At 71.6% G+C, this 16,794-nt stretch carries 14 protein-coding genes; 9 read left to right on the top strand and 5 right to left on the bottom strand.

Features of this window, described 5'->3' with window-relative positions; all coding sequences use genetic code 11:
- Positions 1–123 precede the first annotated feature (123 nt).
- Positions 124–1,752: a succinic semialdehyde dehydrogenase gene (locus ABEA82_RS08045; RefSeq protein WP_345660688.1), complete on the top strand. Its 1,629-nt coding sequence runs from the start codon at positions 124–126 to the stop codon at positions 1,750–1,752.
- 98 nt (positions 1,753–1,850) lie between these two features.
- A complete protein-coding gene (locus ABEA82_RS08040) occupies positions 1,851–3,638 on the top strand; it encodes a GMC family oxidoreductase N-terminal domain-containing protein (RefSeq protein ID WP_345660687.1) in 1,788 nt (595 codons plus the stop codon).
- Between the two features lie 146 nt (positions 3,639–3,784).
- On the opposite strand, the gene ABEA82_RS08035 is transcribed toward ABEA82_RS08040, so the two are convergent.
- A complete protein-coding gene (locus ABEA82_RS08035; RefSeq protein WP_345660686.1) occupies positions 3,785–4,768 on the bottom strand; it encodes an LAETG motif-containing sortase-dependent surface protein in 984 nt (327 codons plus the stop codon).
- 215 nt (positions 4,769–4,983) lie between these two features.
- Here ABEA82_RS08035 and ABEA82_RS08030 point away from each other — a divergent pair, with 215 nt between their 5' ends.
- Positions 4,984–6,120: a hypothetical protein gene (locus ABEA82_RS08030; protein ID WP_345660685.1), complete on the top strand. Its 1,137-nt coding sequence runs from the start codon at positions 4,984–4,986 to the stop codon at positions 6,118–6,120.
- 533 nt (positions 6,121–6,653) lie between these two features.
- Here the strand turns inward: ABEA82_RS08030 and ABEA82_RS08025 are convergent.
- Positions 6,654–6,968, bottom strand: a complete 315-nt coding sequence (locus tag ABEA82_RS08025; RefSeq protein ID WP_345660684.1) for a chorismate mutase — start codon at positions 6,966–6,968, stop codon at positions 6,654–6,656.
- 326 nt (positions 6,969–7,294) lie between these two features.
- Here ABEA82_RS08025 and guaA point away from each other — a divergent pair, with 326 nt between their 5' ends.
- Positions 7,295–8,875, top strand: coding sequence for a glutamine-hydrolyzing GMP synthase (gene guaA / locus ABEA82_RS08020; RefSeq protein WP_345660683.1), 1,581 nt, complete (start codon positions 7,295–7,297; stop codon positions 8,873–8,875).
- 12 nt (positions 8,876–8,887) lie between these two features.
- Here the strand turns inward: guaA and ABEA82_RS08015 are convergent, their stop codons facing one another.
- Complete coding sequence (locus ABEA82_RS08015) at positions 8,888–9,361, bottom strand: pyridoxamine 5'-phosphate oxidase family protein (RefSeq protein ID WP_345660682.1); 474 nt, start codon at positions 9,359–9,361, stop codon at positions 8,888–8,890.
- Between the two features lie 190 nt (positions 9,362–9,551).
- Here ABEA82_RS08015 and ABEA82_RS08010 point away from each other — a divergent pair, with 190 nt between their 5' ends.
- The 3 genes from ABEA82_RS08010 to ABEA82_RS08000 all read left to right on the top strand — a co-directional run bounded on the left by ABEA82_RS08010 (position 9,552) and on the right by ABEA82_RS08000 (position 12,783).
- Positions 9,552–10,346: a class II aldolase/adducin family protein gene (locus ABEA82_RS08010; protein ID WP_345660681.1), complete on the top strand. Its 795-nt coding sequence runs from the start codon at positions 9,552–9,554 to the stop codon at positions 10,344–10,346.
- Positions 10,347–10,860: 514 nt separating this feature from the next.
- On the top strand, positions 10,861–12,153 hold the full coding sequence (locus ABEA82_RS08005) for a hypothetical protein (protein WP_425588494.1): 1,293 nt from the start codon (positions 10,861–10,863) through the stop codon (positions 12,151–12,153).
- 105 nt (positions 12,154–12,258) lie between these two features.
- Positions 12,259–12,783, top strand: a complete 525-nt coding sequence (locus ABEA82_RS08000; protein ID WP_345660680.1) for a DoxX family membrane protein — start codon at positions 12,259–12,261, stop codon at positions 12,781–12,783.
- Between the two features lie 76 nt (positions 12,784–12,859).
- Here ABEA82_RS08000 and ABEA82_RS07995 read toward each other — a convergent pair whose 3' ends face one another.
- Both ABEA82_RS07995 and ABEA82_RS07990 read right to left on the bottom strand, forming a co-directional pair.
- A complete protein-coding gene (locus ABEA82_RS07995; RefSeq protein ID WP_345660679.1) occupies positions 12,860–13,102 on the bottom strand; it encodes a hypothetical protein in 243 nt (80 codons plus the stop codon).
- Entirely contained in the window at positions 13,089–14,573 is a 1,485-nt protein-coding gene (locus ABEA82_RS07990) for a PspC domain-containing protein (RefSeq protein ID WP_345660678.1), read from the bottom strand. The genes ABEA82_RS07995 and ABEA82_RS07990 overlap by 14 nt, the downstream gene beginning before the upstream one ends.
- Before the next feature lie 178 nt (positions 14,574–14,751).
- Here ABEA82_RS07990 and ABEA82_RS07985 point away from each other — a divergent pair, with 178 nt between their 5' ends.
- Both ABEA82_RS07985 and ABEA82_RS07980 read left to right on the top strand, forming a co-directional pair.
- On the top strand, positions 14,752–16,044 hold the full coding sequence (locus ABEA82_RS07985) for an ATP-binding protein (protein WP_345660677.1): 1,293 nt from the start codon (positions 14,752–14,754) through the stop codon (positions 16,042–16,044).
- Complete coding sequence (locus ABEA82_RS07980; protein WP_345660676.1) at positions 16,041–16,784, top strand: LuxR C-terminal-related transcriptional regulator; 744 nt, start codon at positions 16,041–16,043, stop codon at positions 16,782–16,784. The genes ABEA82_RS07985 and ABEA82_RS07980 overlap by 4 nt, the downstream gene beginning before the upstream one ends.
- Positions 16,785–16,794 lie beyond the last annotated feature (10 nt).

Raw genomic sequence — 16,794 nt, 5'->3', positions numbered from 1 at the left:
GCACCGCACAACGCCCTGATCAGGGCGTTCGTTGCCAGCAGCCACTGGCGTCGTGTGTGCACTCGGTGAAGCCGTATTACCGACGGGTACCCAAAGGCTCCGCCGAGGCATACCCTGCGCCTCATGACGGACGCGCACGCCCCGGAGAAGACCGGCACGGCACAGACCGGCACGAACCCCCTCGCCCCCGCCCCGGAGGGAGCCCGCACCGCCGCCGACGTGGTGACCCCCGAGCTGGTCGCCCAGCTCACCAAGGGCGTGGCCGGCTCCGGTCGTACCGCCAACCACTCGCCGTTCACGGGCGAGAAGCTGGCCGACCTCCCCGAGTCGACTCCCGAGGACGTGGCGAGGGCCTTCGAGCTGGCCCGTGCGGCCCAGGCCGTCTGGGCGCAGACCCCCGTACGGCAGCGCGCCGCCGTCCTGCTCCGCTTCCACGACCTGGTGCTGGAGCGCCAGGCCGAGGTGCTCGACCTGATCCAGCTGGAGACCGGCAAGGCCCGCCTGCACGCCCACGAGGAGGTCCAGGCCGTCGCGGTCGCCGCCCGGCACTACGGCCGCAGGGCCACCGCCTACCTCAAGCCCAAGCGGCACGCCGGTGCCATGCCGACCCTCACCAAGGTCACCGAACTGCGCCACCCGCGCGGGGTCGTCGGCCAGATCGCCCCCTGGAACTACCCCCTCGAGCTGTCGGTGGGCGACGCGCTCCCCGCCTTCGTCGCGGGCAACGCGGTCGTCATGAAGCCGGACACGGAGACCTGCCTCACCGCCCTGTGGGCGCGTGACCTGCTGATCGAGGCCGGCCTGCCCGCCGACGTCTTCCAGGTCGTCCTCGGCGACGGCCCGGTCGTCGGCCCGGAGGTCGTCCGGCACGCCGACTACGTCTCCTTCACCGGCTCCACCCGCACCGGCCGCGAGGTCGCCCAGGGCGCCGCCGCCCGGCTGGTCGGCGTCTCCCTCGAACTCGGCGGCAAGAACGCCATGCTGGTGCTGGAGGACGCCGACATCGAGAAGGCCGCCGCCGGGGCCGTCCGCGCCTGCTTCTCCTCCGCCGGCCAGCTCTGCATCTCCATAGAGCGCCTCTACGTCCACGAGTCGATCGCGGACGCCTTCCTGGAGCGCTTCGCCGCCCGCACCCGGGCGATGCGCCTCGGCAAGTCCCTTGCGTACGGCGCCGAGATGGGCTCCCTCGTCGGCGAACGCCAGCTGGAGACCGTCACCCGGCACGTGGAGGAGGCGGTGGCGAAGGGCGCGAAGGTCGTCGCGGGCGGCGTGGCCCGCCCGGACATCGGCCCGTACTTCTTCGAGCCCACGATCCTCGACGGGGTCGGCACGGACATGTCCGTCTGCGCCGAGGAGACCTTCGGCCCGGTCGTCTCGATCTACCGCTTCAAGGACGAGGACGAGGTCGTCGAGCGCGCCAACGCCACGGCGTACGGACTGAACTCCTCGGTGTGGACCAGGAACGGCCGCCGCGGCCAGGAGGTCGCCGCCCGCCTGCGCACCGGGACGGTCAACATCAACGACGGCTACGCACCCGCCTACGGCAGCGTCCAGTCGCCCATGGGCGGCATGAAGGACTCGGGCCTCGGCCGCCGCCACGGCTCCGAGGGCATCCTCAAGTACACCGAGGCCCAGACGGTCGCCCACCAGCGCGTCCTCCCGATGGCCCCCTCCCTGGGCATGGACGACGAGAAGTACGCCCAGTTCATGAGCCGCAGTCTCCGCCTCATGAAGGCATTCCGGTTCCGGTGATGCCCTAGGGGGCGCGGGGCTGTATCGATGTGCGGCTCCGCCGCGTGGGCGCGACCAGCCACAGACGGCCCGCACGCGAAACTCAACAAGGAGAACACGTGCCTCAGGACGCTTACGACTACGACGTCATCGTCGTCGGCTCCGGCTTCGGCGGCTCGGTGACCGCTCTGCGCCTCACGGAGAAGGGCTACAAGGTCGGCGTCCTGGAAGCAGGCCGCCGCTTCACCCGCGAGTCCCTCCCGAAGAACTCCTGGGACCTCAAGAACTACCTGTGGGCCCCGAAGCTCGGCATGTTCGGCATCCAGCGCATCCACCTCCTGGGCAACGTCATGGTCCTGGCGGGAGCCGGCGTCGGCGGCGGCTCCCTCAACTACGCCAACACCCTCTACGTCCCGCCGAAGCCGTTCTTCGAGGACCCGCAGTGGCGGGACATCACCGACTGGCAGGACGAGCTGAAGCCGTACTACGACCAGGCCCGGCGCATGCTGGGCGTACGGCTGAACCCGACCATGACCCCGTCCGACGTCCATCTGAAGGCCGCCGCGGAGCGGATGGGCTGCGGCGACTCCTTCCACCTCGCCCCCGTCGGTGTCTTCTTCGGCGACGGCGAGGACGCCGACGGGGCGGCGAAGGCGAAGCCCGGACAGGAGGTGCCCGACCCGTACTTCGGTGGGGCGGGGCCCTCCCGCAGGGCATGCGCGGAGTGCGGTGAGTGCATGACCGGCTGCCGCCACGGCGCGAAGAACACCCTCAACGAGAACTACCTGTACCTCGCCGAGAAGGCCGGCGCGGCCGTCCACCCGCTGACGACGGTCGTCTCGGTCACCGACGACTCGCGCGGCGGATACGCGGTCGCCACCCTCCCCACCGACGACCGCCGCAAGGCGAAGGGCCGGACCTACACCGCCCGCCAGGTCGTCCTCGCCGCCGGCACGTACGGCACCCAGACCCTGCTGCACCGGATGAAGACCGGCGGCCAGCTGCGGTACGTCTCGGACAAGCTGGGCGAGCTGACCCGCACCAACTCCGAGGCCCTGGTCGGCGCCCAGACCGACGACCGGCGCTACCGCAAGGCACACGGCGCTCCGAAGGCCGACTTCACCCGCGGTGTGGCCATCACGTCCTCGATCCACCCCGACGAGAACACCCACATCGAGCCGGTCCGCTACGGCAAGGGCTCCAACTCGATGGGCGGCCTGTCCATCCTCCAGGTCCCCTACGCCGGCGGCGGCTCGGGCGCCTCACGGGTCCTGGGCTTCCTCGCCCACGCGGCGAAACACCCCTTGCTGGTACTGCGCTCCCTGTCCAACCGCCGCTGGTCGGAACGGACCATCATCGGCCTGGTGATGCAGTCGCTGGACAACTCCCTGACGACGTACCTGAAACCGTCGGGAGCCGGCCGGGGCCTGCTCACCGCCCGCCAGGGGCACGGCGCCCCCAACCCCAAGCAGATCAAGGCCGCCACGCAGAGCGCGTCGGCACTCGCCGCCGAGATCAACGGCTTCGCGGGCTCCAACGTGGGCGAGTTGATGGGCACCCCGCTGACCGCCCACTTCCTGGGCGGCTGCCCGATCGGCGCCTCCCGCGAGACCGGCGTGATCGACCCGTACCACCGCCTGTACGGCCACCCCGGCATCTCGGTCGTCGACGGCGCCGCGGTCTCCGCGAACCTGGGCGTGAACCCGTCCCTCACCATCACCGCCCAGGCCGAGCGGGCGATGTCGTACTGGCCCAACAAGGGCGAGCCCGACCCGCGCCCGAGGCAGGGCACGGCCTACGAGCGTCTCCAGCCGGTCGAGCCGAAGTCCCCGGCGGTCCCGGCGGACGCGTTCGGCGCGCTGCGGCTGCCGTTCCTGGGCATGCCGGCGGTACCGCCGAAGAAGTAACCCGGCCTGGAACGCCGAAGAAGTAACCCGGCCCGGAACGAAAACGAAGAAGTAACCCGGCCCGGCACACAGAAGAGGGACCTGCGCCCCCCTCCGAGCGCAGGTCCCTCTCCCGTTTGGTGCTACGGCCTACCGGCCGCTATGGCTTACGCCTCCACACCGGCCTTGCGGCGACGCACCACGAAGATCGCGCCGGCACCGGCGACGACCGCGGCACCGCCGACGAGGCTGATCATCGGCAGGGCGGAGCTGGAGCCGGTCTCGGCGAGGCTGCCGGTGACCTCCGGCGTGTTGCCGCTCGGCTTCTTGTCGGTGACGGGCGCCTTGCCGCCTTCCTGCGGCTTGGTGCCGTCGGTGTCCGTACCGGCGGAGACGATCTGGAACTTGTAGGAGTTCTGACCGAAGCCGGTGCACTCGGCGTCGTTGTCGCCGTAGATCGTCGCGCCGAGCGAGAAGCCGGCGCCGACCGGGGCGGACTTCGTGACGTTGAGGCGCAGCGGGATGTCGACCTCGTAGTCGGGCTTCAGCTCGTCGGTGTAGCCGACGTAACCGACCGCTTCGCCGCCCTCGTTGAGGTCCACCCAGATCTTGTCCTGGGGGTCCCAGGCCTGGAGCTGGACCTGCTTGCTGGAGAACAGCTCTTCGCCGTCCTTGTCGGGGGAGGCCCCGGCGAAGAAGTTGAGGTCGTTGAGCGTGGAGTCGGAGTTGTTGAGCACCGTCAGCGAGAACTTGTGCCAGCCGCTGCCCGCCGCGATCTTGCCGGGCAGGCCGCCGATGCTGACGTCGACCTTGGTGTCCTTGCACACGGACGGCTCGGGGTCCGGGGACTCCGACTCCTCCGGCTCGGAGGTGCTCGGCGCCGGGGTGGACGGGCTCGCGGACGTGCTCGGCGAGCTGGACGTCTGGGGAGCGGACTCGCTCACGGACACGGTCGGAGCCGGCGTCGTCTCGGCCGGCGCGGACTCGGTCACCGACGGCGAGGGCGACGTCTCGGGAGCGGACTCGCTCACGGACGCGCTCGGCGTGGGCGTCGTTTCGTCGGTCGCGTACGCGGCCGGTGCCGCGAGCAGTGCCACCGGGGCTATGACCGCCGTGGCGGCCGCTGCTGCCATGGCGCGGCGAAGCTTCATGAAGACCTCGGAGAGTCCGGGCGTACCACGGGCTGCGGTACGAACGTTGGGGGAGGCCTCCGCGTGTGGGGCGCGGGAGTGGCCCTTGGTTCGGCAGGTTTGATCCGTGAAACCTGTGAATGGTTGTGCTGGCATTCACAGGATTCTTATGTGGGCTGAGTCACATACATGACCTTCTTGTGCAGGCGTTCACCGCACGCTTAGATCTTTGCTTCGTGTCTGACAAGCCGTCTGATGATCAACCATCGGCCTCGGAGATCCCCGACGACGTCTGGGAGCAGTTCACCCGTGACACCGAGCGGGACATCCGTGCCTCCGCCCCGAAGGAGCCGTCCGCCAGGGCCCGGATGGTGACGGAGCGGCTGCGGCAGCAGGACGCCCGGGGCGAGACGCCGCCGGGGTGGCGAACCGATTCTGCCCGGCAGGAGAGAAACGTCAGGACCGCACGGCGCCGCAAGGTGTGGGCCGTCGTCGGCGTGCCCGTCGCGATCGCCTTGGCGTTGGTGGCGTTGAAGCCGTCGCTGCTGCCCGGCGATCCCTTCGGTACGGGGGAGCCCCAGGCCGCCGACATCTCGCCCCTGCCCGCCGAGACCTCGGCGCCCACCGCCGCGCCCGGAGCGTCGGACTCCGAAACCCCCACCCTGGACGAGCCGTTCGCCGGCTCCCCGGCCCTGCGCTGGGCCGACGGTGAGGCCGGCATCGTCCTGCCCGAGGCGAAGGCCGTCGGCGCGGTCTCCGAGGGGCGTGTGGAACAGGCCCTGAAGCTCACGAAGAAGCTGCTGGTGGGCGCCAATCTCGACCCGGGGACGGTGCGTGGGGCACGCCCCGAGGCCGCGCTCTCGGTACTCGAACCGCAGCAGCCCGGGACAGTCGACGACCTCGAAACCGCCCTGCGTTCACCGAGCGAGGAGCACGACCCGCTGACCCTGTTCAGCCGCTTCGACCCCGACCAGGTGCGGCTGGTCGGCGACGTGATCAAGACGCGGGGGCGCATGACGTTCGGGAAGGGCTCGCACGGGGGTGTCGCCGTGCACGCCGACTACACCTTCGTCTACCCGGTGATGCGCGCGGACGGTTCCACCGAGGTCGCCCGCACCATCGTCCGCCGGGCCGTCGACGTCGAGCTCCCCGATCCCGCGCGGTACCGCGTCACGGCGGGCCGGCTCATCCTGCTGAAGTACGACGAGGAGATCGGCAACTCCTCCTGCGACGTCCACGACGGCTACCTGCACCCGGCGTTCCCGTCGAGCCGGGACGAGGGGGCCCCTCCCACCGGCCCCACGACCGACCCGTACGACCGCAGCAGGAGCCTGGACAACGACGACGCCTGCGGGGCGGTGTCGCGCACCTGACACCGGGAACTCCTGCGGGACGGTGTCGCGCACCTGACGGCGACGCCTGCGGGGCGGTGTCGCACACCTGAGACGGCCGGCGCAGAGCGAAGGGCCCCGCGGGACGGAGCCGCGGGGCCCTTCTTCTGATCAGCACCGACGTCAGGGCAGCGCCGGTGCCGGGAAGCGGCGCCGGGGGGTTGCGCCGCTGGTCTCGATCTCTGGCAGTCCGACCCGGCCTGGTGCGTTCGTGCAAGGTCCGCCGGCCGGCCCCGGGCGTCCCCGGAGCCGGCCGTTCTCTCGGGTGACCGGGCTGCTGTCCCCTGCCGTCCGGTCACTTCCCTGGAGCGAGGTCCCACGACGCACGGAGCGATCCGTACGTCTCATCACTCCAGCGAGCCACGCGTGGTTCTCTCGGCCCCGCGCCTGGCTGGCGCGGACACCCGAACCAACGAGGCGGCACGGGGGCGGTCACGCGCCGTACGGGTGAGAGGGGTGCGTACGTCTGTCCCGGGAACGCGGATTCCGTCCCGGCCGGTCGGCCCGCCCGGACGTCAGATCCTGCCCCGGCACAGCTCCAGCATGGTCATCGCGAGGGCCGTGCCCGGCTTGCCCAGCGCCTCCCGGTAGCGGCCGAGGACCTCCATCTCGCGGGAGAGGTTCACGCGTCGGCCGCCGGAGGAGATCCGGGCGTCCTGGATGACGGCGGAGACCGCCGCCCGTTCCTGGATCAGGCCGATGATCCGGTCGTCGAGCGCGTCGATGCGCTCCCGCGCGCCGGTGATCACGTCGGCGGCCTCGGGTGTGCGGGCGCCGGTCACGTCGGTGGCCTCGGGTGTGCGGGCGCGGGTCACGTCGGTGGCGTTCATTGGGGCTCCTGGTCGTCGGGGGTGCCCCGGAGCGGCAAGGCCCGGACGACGACAGACGCCCCGGGCCTTGTCGGCCCGGGGCGCCTGGGAAGTCGCTTGTCAGATGCTCAAGCAGCACGACCATGGCAGCCGGCGGGCCGGGTGCCATAGGTAAAGACGAACGTCTGGTGCGTGAGCATGGGGCAAGTATGCCCCGCGTCCCGGAAGTGTCCAACACGGTTCGCATCCTGAGACGGCCCCGTTCCCCGACGCCCGGAAAACGCCCGGTGGCACCCCGGTAGAATCGGGTGGCACAAGACCCCCGCCCCACCGCCGGAAGGCACCCCGTGTCATCAGCGACTCCCGCTGCCAGCGCCGCCGACACCGTTCTGGTCGTCGACTTCGGCGCGCAGTACGCCCAGCTCATCGCCCGTCGCGTCCGCGAGGCGCGGGTCTACAGCGAGATCGTGCCGAGCACCATGCCGGTCCGGGAGATGCTCGCCAAGAACCCCGCGGCGATCATCCTCTCCGGCGGCCCCTCGTCGGTCTACGCGGAGGGCGCACCCAGCCTGGACCGCGAGATCTTCGAGGCCGGCGTCCCCGTCTTCGGCATGTGCTACGGCTTCCAGCTGATGGCGAGCGCCCTCGGCGGCACCGTCGACAACACCGGCGCCCGCGAGTACGGCCGCACCGACCTGCACGTCTCCAAGGTGTCCTCCACGCTCTTCGAGGGCACCCCCGCCGAGCAGCCCGTCTGGATGTCGCACGGCGACGCCTGCTCCGCCGCCCCCGAGGGCTTCTCCGTCACGGCCTCCACGGACGTCGTGCCCGTGGCCGCCTTCGAGAACGACGAGAAGAAGCTCTACGGCGTCCAGTACCACCCCGAGGTGATGCACTCCACGCACGGACAGCAGGTGCTGGAGCACTTCCTGTACCGGGGCGCGGGTCTCACGCCGAACTGGACGACCGGCAGCGTCATCGAGGAGCAGGTCGCCGCGATCCGCGAGCAGGTCGGCGACCGGCGCGCCATCTGCGGCCTGTCCGGCGGCGTGGACTCCGCCGTCGCCGCGGCCCTCGTCCAGAAGGCCATCGGCTCCCAGCTGACCTGCGTGTACGTCGACCACGGCCTGATGCGCAAGGGCGAGACCGAGCAGGTCGAGAAGGACTTCGTGGCCGCGACCGGCGTGCAGCTGAAGGTCGTGGACGCCGAGGAGCGGTTCCTCAAGGCGCTCGCCGGGGTCTCCGACCCCGAGGAGAAGCGGAAGATCATCGGCCGTGAGTTCATCCGGGTCTTCGAACAGGCCCAGGCCGAGATCATCGCGGACCAGGGCCCGGCGGTGGAGTTCCTCGTCCAGGGCACCCTCTACCCGGACGTGGTCGAGTCCGGCGGCGGCACCGGCACCGCCAACATCAAGTCCCACCACAACGTGGGCGGGCTGCCCGAGGACCTCGAGTTCAAGCTGATCGAGCCGCTGCGCAAGCTCTTCAAGGACGAGGTCCGCATGGTCGGCCAGGAGCTCGGCCTGCCGGACGAGATCGTCCAGCGCCAGCCGTTCCCCGGCCCCGGCCTCGGCATCCGCATCGTCGGCGAGGTCACCAAGGAGCGCCTGGACCTGCTGCGCGAGGCGGACGCCATCGCCCGCGAGGAGCTGACCGCGGCCGGTCTCGACCGGGACATCTGGCAGTGCCCCGTGGTCCTGCTCGCCGACGTCCGCAGCGTCGGCGTCCAGGGCGACGGCCGCACCTACGGCCACCCGATCGTCCTGCGCCCGGTATCGTCCGAGGACGCCATGACGGCCGACTGGTCGCGCCTGCCCTACGACGTCCTCGCGAAGATCTCGACCCGGATCACCAACGAGGTGCGTGACGTCAACCGCGTCGTCCTCGACGTGACCTCGAAGCCGCCGGGGACGATCGAGTGGGAGTAGGCCCCAGGGCCCCTAGGTGCGCTTGATCGTGCGCAGGGGCGCGCCGGGCTTCCAGACCTGGACGACCAGATACGTGTCGTCCTCGACGTAGGTGCGGACGACCTCCGTCAGCTCGGTGCGGAAGAGGTGGAACGGCTCCGGCGGTTCCACCTCTTCGGCGTATCGGGCCATCGTCCGCGCGTCGTCGACCTCGATCGCCCGGCCGCCGATGCGGACGTCGCCCCCGCCCATGCCGGTGCCCTCGCCCGGGTTCGCCTGGAGCGCGAAGCGCGGGTCGCGGCGCAGGTCGACGGCCTTGAGCGAGTCCGGCATCATGCCGAACCACAGTTCGCCGTCGAGGAACCGCACCTCCAGACCGGTGGTGCGGGGCGAGCCGTCCCTGCGGAGCGTGGCGAGGACGTGGTGCGTGTAGGCGCCGAAGCGCTTCTCGACGATGCCGGCCAGCTCGGGTTCGGCGGTGACGAAGGTCGCCCAGTTCGGTGTCATGGGGAGAGTCTGGCGCCGAAACCCGACATCTTCTGTCGGCTGTTCGTGGGGTCCGGGAGCCCGGGGGCACACGAGTATGCGTGAGGTGCACAGGGAGGCGCTCGGGGCCATCTTTACGCAACGGTTCTGTTCTTCCCGGCCTCACCGACGGTAATTTCCGCCCCGTACGCGGAACGACGCTGGAGGACCTATGCACGGGCCGACCCCGCCCCTGCCCCTGCCCACCGACCGGCTGCGGTTCGCGATGCCGCCGATGCACGAGTCGGTCGAGGACGAACGCCGGCACCGCAAGGAACGGCTCGCGGGCGCCCTGAGGATCTTCGGGCGGCTCGGCTACGAGGACGGTGTGTCCGGGCACATCACCGCCCGCGACCCGGAGTTCACCGACTGCTTCTGGGTCAACCCCTTCGGGATGCCCTTCCGGCACGTCACCGTGAGCGACCTGGTGCTCGCCAACCAGGACGGCCAGGTCGTCGAAGGCGCCTACCACGTCAACCAGGCGGCGTTCACCGTGCACGCCCAGGTGCACGCCGCCCGTCCCGACGTCGTCGCGGTCGCCCACTGCCACTCGGTGCACGGCCGGGCGCTGTCCACCCTCGGCGAGCTCCTGGAACCGATCACACAGGAGAGCTGTGCCTTCTACGAGGACCACACCCTGTACGACTCGTACACCGGCGTCACCGTCGACGCCGAGGAAGGGCGGCGCATCGCGGCCGCACTGGGCTCCCGCAAGGCGCTCGTGCTGCGCAACCACGGGCTGCTGACCGTCGGCGACTCGGTGGACGCGGCGGCCTGGTGGTTCGTGTCGATGGAACGCTCCTGCCAGGTGCAGCTGACGGCCCGGGCCGCCGGGCGGCCGGTCCGGATCGACCACCGGATGGCGGTGGCGACGCGGGAGCAACTGGGCGGCGACCTGGTGGCGTGGATCAACTACCAGCCGATGTGGCAGGAGGTCAGCCGAAGCGAACCGGACCTGCTGAGCTAGGCCGGGCCTGCTGAGCCAGGCCGGACCTGCTGAGCCAGGCCGGGCCTGCTGAGCCAGGCCGGACCTGCTGAGCCAGCGGCGCTGACGTACGTCGTGGTCTCGCTGGATGATCTCGGCTCCGGGGGAATTCCCGCAGCCAGGTCAACACGGCGCGCCGAAGTTCACCCGTGTTGACCACTCGGGACGGACGTGGACCGGGTGGTATAGGGCACAATTCGCTTTCGTCGCACGGGAGTTGCAGAGCGGTGTTTCCGGGGTCCGGAAGGCCGACGGTGGTTGGGTCGCGGGAAGGCGGGCGTCGGGCGTGGCGGTGCGCGAGGCGGGACAGGGCGGCGCGGATGCGGGTGAAGATGCGGGTGCGTACGCGGACGCGGGGGCGGGTGTCGGCGCGTATGCGGGCCGGTACGCCGGCGGCCCCGGCGGTGGCTACTCCGGTGGCCCTGGCGGTGGGTACGCCGGTGGGTCCGGGGGCGGGTACGCCGGTGGGTCCGGGGTTGGGTACTCCGGTGGCGCTGTGAGCGGATACCCGGGAGGGCACGGCGATGTGCCCGGCGGGGCCCCCGGCGGAGCGCACGGCGGCGGGTGCGCCTGCGGTGACTGCCCGCACGGGGCGCGTGAGGGACATCGGCGTGCCGTCGCCGCGTTCCTGCGCAGACGCGACGAGTTCGCCGCCGGGCAGGGCCTGCCGGCCGCGGTCGCCCACTCCGCCTCGGCCTCCCGCCAGTGGGTCTCGGAGGAGCTGGCCGAGTCCGCGGGACTCGTCGCCGAGCGCGGACGCGCCGAGGGCCGGGCCTGGCTGGCGGGCCTGTGGCGCCGCACCACGGCCGCGGTCTGGGCGGCCGTCGTGCTGTTGCTGCTGGGGCAGTCCCTCACCGCGGTCGGCGCGGGCTGGACGGCGGCCCGCACGGCCGGGCTGGCCGCCGCGCTGGCCGTCGCCGGTGTGCTGACGGCGGCGTCGTGGTTCCACCGGGCGAAGGGCGGCGCGCTCGCACCCGTGATCGGTGACGACCACCGGCTGTCCACCTCCCGTACGGTCGCCGCGGCATGGGTGCTCCTCGTGGCCTACTCGGTGCTCGTCCTGGCGGTACGGCTGACCGCCGCCTCCCGGCACGAGGAACGGGACGCGCTCGTCGCCGGGCTGGAACTCGTCCGCGGGGCCGGGTTGGTGACCGTGCTGGCCGTGGTGTGCGGGATCGCCGTCCTCGTACGGCGGGTGGTCGGACTCCGGGTGCTGGGACAACGGCTGCAGAAGGTACGCGCCGACCGCCCGCGAGCGGCCGACCTGCTGACCGACGACGCGGGGCGCGGCACCTTCGCCGACATCCAGTACGTCGTCATCAGCGGTGTCGCCCTGCTCTTCGCGGCGGTACGGCTGGCCAGACGGCCGGACCAGTTGCCGGACCTGCCGTGGGGACTGGCGGTGGTGGTCCTGGTGTCGGCCATGACGTACCTGGCCGGCAAGTACGCGGAGGGCGGCAGGCCCGTCATCCTCTCCGTCGTACGGTCACGCGAGGCGGGCGACCTGGACGGGCCGATCCGCACGGGTGACGACATCGAGATCCGCGGCGCCGGCTTCGTGCCGCCGGGTGCGCAGGGTGCCGACCGGCTGGCCCGGATGGTCGTCCGGGTCGGCACGGTCCACGTCCACGTGCCGTTGGTGCCCGTCCCCGGCGGTTTCAGCAATCCGACGGACACGCTGCTGACGGTGCCGGTGCCGGCGGACGTGGAGCCCGGGCGGGTGGAGGTGCAGGTGGTCACGGCGGCCGGGGCCGAGACCAATCGCTACGCGGTCGATGTGACGGAGTGACAAGTCAGAAAAAGCCGCAGCAACAGGATTGAGCGGGGCCGGTTCGTCATACGTATGGTTCTCTGAGGGGTCTCGGCATCGGCGGGCGAGAGGCGGCTAGCGGCGATGACTCACAGTATGCGGACGGACACGCACTCCCCCTACTATCCCGGCGACGGGGGCTGGCGTGCCGGCGCCGCCCGCTACGCCCTCCTCCCTCTGCGCATCTTCCTCGGCGTCACCTTCATCTACGCCGGTCTGGACAAACTCACCGACAGCGCCTTCATGAAGGACGCCGGTGCCGGTTCGATCGGCGACATGATGCGGGCCGTTCGCGACTCCTCCGCCATCCCCGCCCTGGTCGACCTCTCCCTGAAGAACCCTGTCGGTTTCGGCTACGCCATCGCCTTCGGAGAACTGGCCGTCGGCATCGGCACCCTGCTCGGACTGCTCGCCCGACTGGCCGCACTCGGCGGCGCACTGATCTCCCTCAGCCTGTGGCTCACCGTGAGCTGGGCCTCCGACCCGTACTACTACGGCAACGACCTCGCCTACCTCATGGCCTGGATCCCCCTCGTCCTGGCGGGCGCCCCCGTGCTCTCCCTCGATGCCGCACTACGGTCGCGACGACGGCAGAGGGCGGGCTACTGACAGGGTCCGGCGGCAGCCGTCGGACGTGGCTCGCCGTCAGGTGGTGTCAAGAGGTGTCAGGTGGAGTCAGGTGGAGTCAGGTGGCGACGTCCGGTCCCGACTCCCCGCCGGCGGTACGGCCCGCCGTGCGCCGCCGGCGTATGCGGCCCGTCAGGAACGCCACCGCGCCGGCCAGGAACAGCCCGCCCGTGACGAGGGGGATCGCCGCGAACCAGGGGATCTCCCAGGCGCCGCCCGCGTCACCGGCGTAGAGGACGCCCGCCACGGTGAGGACCACACCGGCGACCAGCTTTCCGGGCTGGAGTTCATGACGCAGCACGGGTCACCTCCGCCTGTCCCATGCCGACCTGGAGGTCCAGGTCGATCGTGCCGGTTCTCTTGACGTTCTCCGCGGGGGAGAGGGTCATCTCCTGGTGCCGGCCCGGTTTCACGTCCACGTCCTTCGGGTCGTCGCCCGGCAGCTGGAGGTCTCCGACCCCCACGTCGACGTTCAGCCGCACGGTCACGTCCTCGGGCACGAGCACCTTCACCCGGCCCACGCCCACGTCCGCCCCCGTCGTCACGGTCTGTTGTCCGGTCAGGTCCAGCCGGGTCAGGTCCAGGGTGCCGACGCCGGTGCCCAGGTCGTACCGGTCCCGTACGTCCGCCACCGTGGCGGGCTGCCAGGTCGTGCGGTTCCACTGGGTGCCGATGTCCTCGGGCAGTGCCGCCGAACCGGCGAGCAGACCCGCCGTGATGATCGCCAGGAGTATCGAGCCCGCGCCTGTCCGCCCCAGGACGGCACTGACCGCGATACCCAGGCCGAAGACGGCGAGCGCGCAGGCCAGACCGGTCTGCAGGCTGGTGCCGAGCGGGTGCTCGTCCCAGGTGAGGCTCGTGCCCATGGATCCCGCGAACAGGGCCAGCAGGAAGAGCCAGCCGCCGATCCAGCGGGGGCCACGAGGCTCGGGCGGCCGGGTGTGCGGGGCGGGTATGTCCTCGCGGGTGCCGGGCACGAGGCCGAGGCTGATGTTGATGGCTGCGGCGACGTCGATGTCGCGGTAGTCGCGGGGGCCCCACAGGTAGCCCGTGCCGCCGAAGTGCCTGCCGTCCTTGACGATGGGATCGCGCCACCAGGAGGGGAAGGCGGCGGGCACCGGCGGCGCCTTGGGCTCCGGGGGCGCGTCGGCGGCCGCCTGGGCGGCCAGCGGGTCAGGACCGGGGGCGTCGCGCCGACGGGACCAGTAACCCGCGCCGGCGAGGAGGAGGGAGAGGACGACGGCGAAGGTCAGCACCCCGCCGTTGTTCAGCAGGGTCAGGAACACCCCGCAGCCGACCAGCGCGAAGAGCACGGCCGTCAGGGCCTGGCCGTCGACGCGGCCCGTCAGCAGCTTGCGCACCTCGTTCTCCTCCTCGTCGCCGTACGGGACGAAGAGCCAGGCGAAGCCGTAGAAGAGGAGACCTATGCCGCCGGTGGCGGAGAGCACCGCGAGGGTGATCCGGAAGATCACCGGGTCCATGTCGCACTGCCGCCCGAGCCCGGCGCAGACACCGGCCAGGGTCTTGTGGCGGCGATCGCGCCGGAAGTTCCGGGGCAGCCCGGACGCGGTGACGTCCCAGGCCGGGCCTGCCGCGCCGGGCGCTGCCCTCTCTTCTCCCGCGTCCGCGCGCCCGTGTGCGCGTGGGGGCGCGGGGGAGCCCGTGGGCGCGGCGCCCGCGGCGGGCGCGGCATCCTGCGGCCCGGCGCCCGGTGCGGGGCGCGGGCCGGAGCCGGGTCCCGGACCCGTCGCGGCGTGCTCGTGATCGGTCATGGGTCCATGGTGACGGGCGCGGTGGCGCGGCGGGAGTCGGAACGACCCTGGCCGGACCCTGATATCGGCCCTGAGGAAAGGACCGGGAAGCGTGCGACGGGCCGGTTTCCGGAGATCAGGGGAGTCTCCGGGGCCGACCCTGATGCTCCCGTCTTCAGGCCGTGTGACCATCAATGGCATGTCGGAAGCCGCAGCAGCGCCACTCGCCGAACCGCGGCCGCCGCGCAAGCTCTACCGCAGCAGTGACGGACGCTGGCTCGGTGGTGTGGCGCGGGGGCTCGCCGGGCACCTCGGGCTGCCCGTGATCTGGGTTCGGCTCGTCTTCGTCGGCCTCTTCATGGCCGACGGCCTCGGTGCGCTGCTGTACGCCGCCTTCTGGTTCTTCGTCCCGCTCGGCGTCGGCGGAGTCGAGACGCAGAAGCCGCCGTCGCTGGTCTCCACGGAGACCTCGCCGGACGGCCGCCGCAGACTCGTCGCCCGCAGACCGGACAAGGGCCAGATGGTGGCCCTGCTCCTCATGGTCGTCGTGGCCATGGTCTTCGTGGGCAACGTCAATCTCAGCGGCGGGGCCCGGGCCTACCTCTGGCCGGCCGTGCTCGTCGGCGCGGGCGTCGCCCTGGTCTGGCGGCAGGCGGACAACGCCCGCCGGGCCCGCTGGGTCGAGGTCGGCCGCCGCCGTCGCACGGTCACGCTGCTGCGCGCCGTGGGCGGGGTGCTGCTGGTGACGGCCGGTGTCTCCGGCATCTTCGTCCTGCAGGGCTCCGCCGCGCACCTCGGCTCCGTCCTCCAGGCGGCGCTCGCGGTCCTCGTGGGGATAACGCTCCTCGCCGGGCCGTATCTGGTGCGCATGACGCAGGACCTCTCCGAGGAGCGCCTGATGCGTATCCGCGCCCAGGAGCGGGCGGAGGTCGCCGCCCATGTGCACGACTCCGTGCTGCACACCCTCACGCTGATCCAGCGCAACGCGGAGAACGCGAACGAGGTGCGCCGCCTCGCCCGCGCCCAGGAACGCGATCTGCGCACCTGGCTCTACAAACCCGAGGGCACCGGCAAGGACGAGGCCGACGAGCCCACCACCCTCGCCGACGCCGTGCGGCGCAACGCGGCCGAGGTGGAGGACAAGCACGGCGTGCCCATCGAGGTCGTGGTCGTGGGCGACTGCCCGCTCGACGAGGGGATCGGCGCACAGATGCAGGCCGCGCGGGAAGCGATGGTGAACGCCGCCAAGTACGGTGGCGAGGGCGGCGCCGTACAGGTCTACGCCGAGGTCGAGGGGAGGACGGTCTTCGTGTCCGTACGGGATCGCGGCCCCGGCTTCGACCTCGACTCGATACCCGCCGACCGGATGGGTGTCAGAGAATCGATCATCGGCCGCATGGAGCGCAACGGCGGTACGGCGCGGCTTCGCGCGGTACCGGACGGCGGCACGGAGGTCGAGCTGGAGATGGAGAGGGCGGAGAAGACGTCATGAGCGACCCGACCGAGGCGAACGGTACGGCGGGACCGGCGGAGGCGGCCGGGCCCGCGGACGCGGGCGGCGGCACGGGCGGGCGTCGCGTGCGCGTGGTCCTCGTGGACGACCACCGGATGTTCCGTACGGGCGTCCAGGCCGAGATCGGGCAGACCGAGCAGACGGGAGTCGAGGTCGTCGGCGAAGCCGCGGACGTCGACCAGGCGGTCACGGTCATCACGGCGACCCGGCCCGAGGTGGTCCTCCTCGACGTGCACCTGCCCGGTGGCGGCGGGGTCGAAGTGCTGCGCCGCTGTGCCCCGTTGATGGCCGACACCGAGCAGCCGGTCCGTTTTCTCGCCCTGTCCGTGTCGGACGCGGCGGAGGACGTGATCGGCGTGATCCGCGGCGGGGCCCGCGGATACGTCACCAAGACGATCACCGGGACGGATCTCGTCGACTCCGTCTTCCGGGTGCAGGAGGGCGACGCGGTCTTCTCCCCGCGGCTGGCCGGGTTCGTCCTCGACGCCTTCGCCTCCACGGACGCGCCGCCGGTCGACGAGGACCTGGACCGCCTCACCCAGCGCGAGCGGGAGGTGCTGCGGCTCATCGCCCGGGGCTACGCGTACAAGGAGATCGCCAAGCAGCTGTTCATCTCGGTGAAGACGGTCGAGTCGCATGTCTCGGCGGTCCTGCGCAAGCTTCAGCTCTCCAACCGGCACGAGCTGACGAGGTGGGCGACGGCGCGACGGCTGGTGTGACCTGACCCGG

The organism is Streptomyces venetus, assembly GCF_039540295.1.
GTDB lineage: Bacteria > Actinomycetota > Actinomycetes > Streptomycetales > Streptomycetaceae > Streptomyces > Streptomyces venetus.
This window is presented reverse-complemented; position numbering and strand designations above follow the sequence as displayed.

Bases quoted from the DNA above. Each gene is read 5' to 3' on its own strand.
- ABEA82_RS08045 (WP_345660688.1), top strand. From the start codon at position 124: ATGACGGACGCGCACGCCCCGGAGAAGACCGGCACGGCACAGACCGGC.
- ABEA82_RS08035 (WP_345660686.1), bottom strand. From the start codon at position 4,768: ATGAAGCTTCGCCGCGCCATGGCAGCAGCGGCCGCCACGGCGGTCATA.
- ABEA82_RS08025 (WP_345660684.1), bottom strand. From the start codon at position 6,968: ATGAACGCCACCGACGTGACCCGCGCCCGCACACCCGAGGCCACCGAC.
- ABEA82_RS08015 (WP_345660682.1), bottom strand. From the start codon at position 9,361: ATGACACCGAACTGGGCGACCTTCGTCACCGCCGAACCCGAGCTGGCC.
- ABEA82_RS08010 (WP_345660681.1), top strand. From the start codon at position 9,552: ATGCACGGGCCGACCCCGCCCCTGCCCCTGCCCACCGACCGGCTGCGG.
- ABEA82_RS08000 (WP_345660680.1), top strand. From the start codon at position 12,259: ATGACTCACAGTATGCGGACGGACACGCACTCCCCCTACTATCCCGGC.
- ABEA82_RS07990 (WP_345660678.1), bottom strand. From the start codon at position 14,573: ATGACCGATCACGAGCACGCCGCGACGGGTCCGGGACCCGGCTCCGGC.
- ABEA82_RS07985 (WP_345660677.1), top strand. From the start codon at position 14,752: ATGTCGGAAGCCGCAGCAGCGCCACTCGCCGAACCGCGGCCGCCGCGC.
- ABEA82_RS07980 (WP_345660676.1), top strand. From the start codon at position 16,041: ATGAGCGACCCGACCGAGGCGAACGGTACGGCGGGACCGGCGGAGGCG.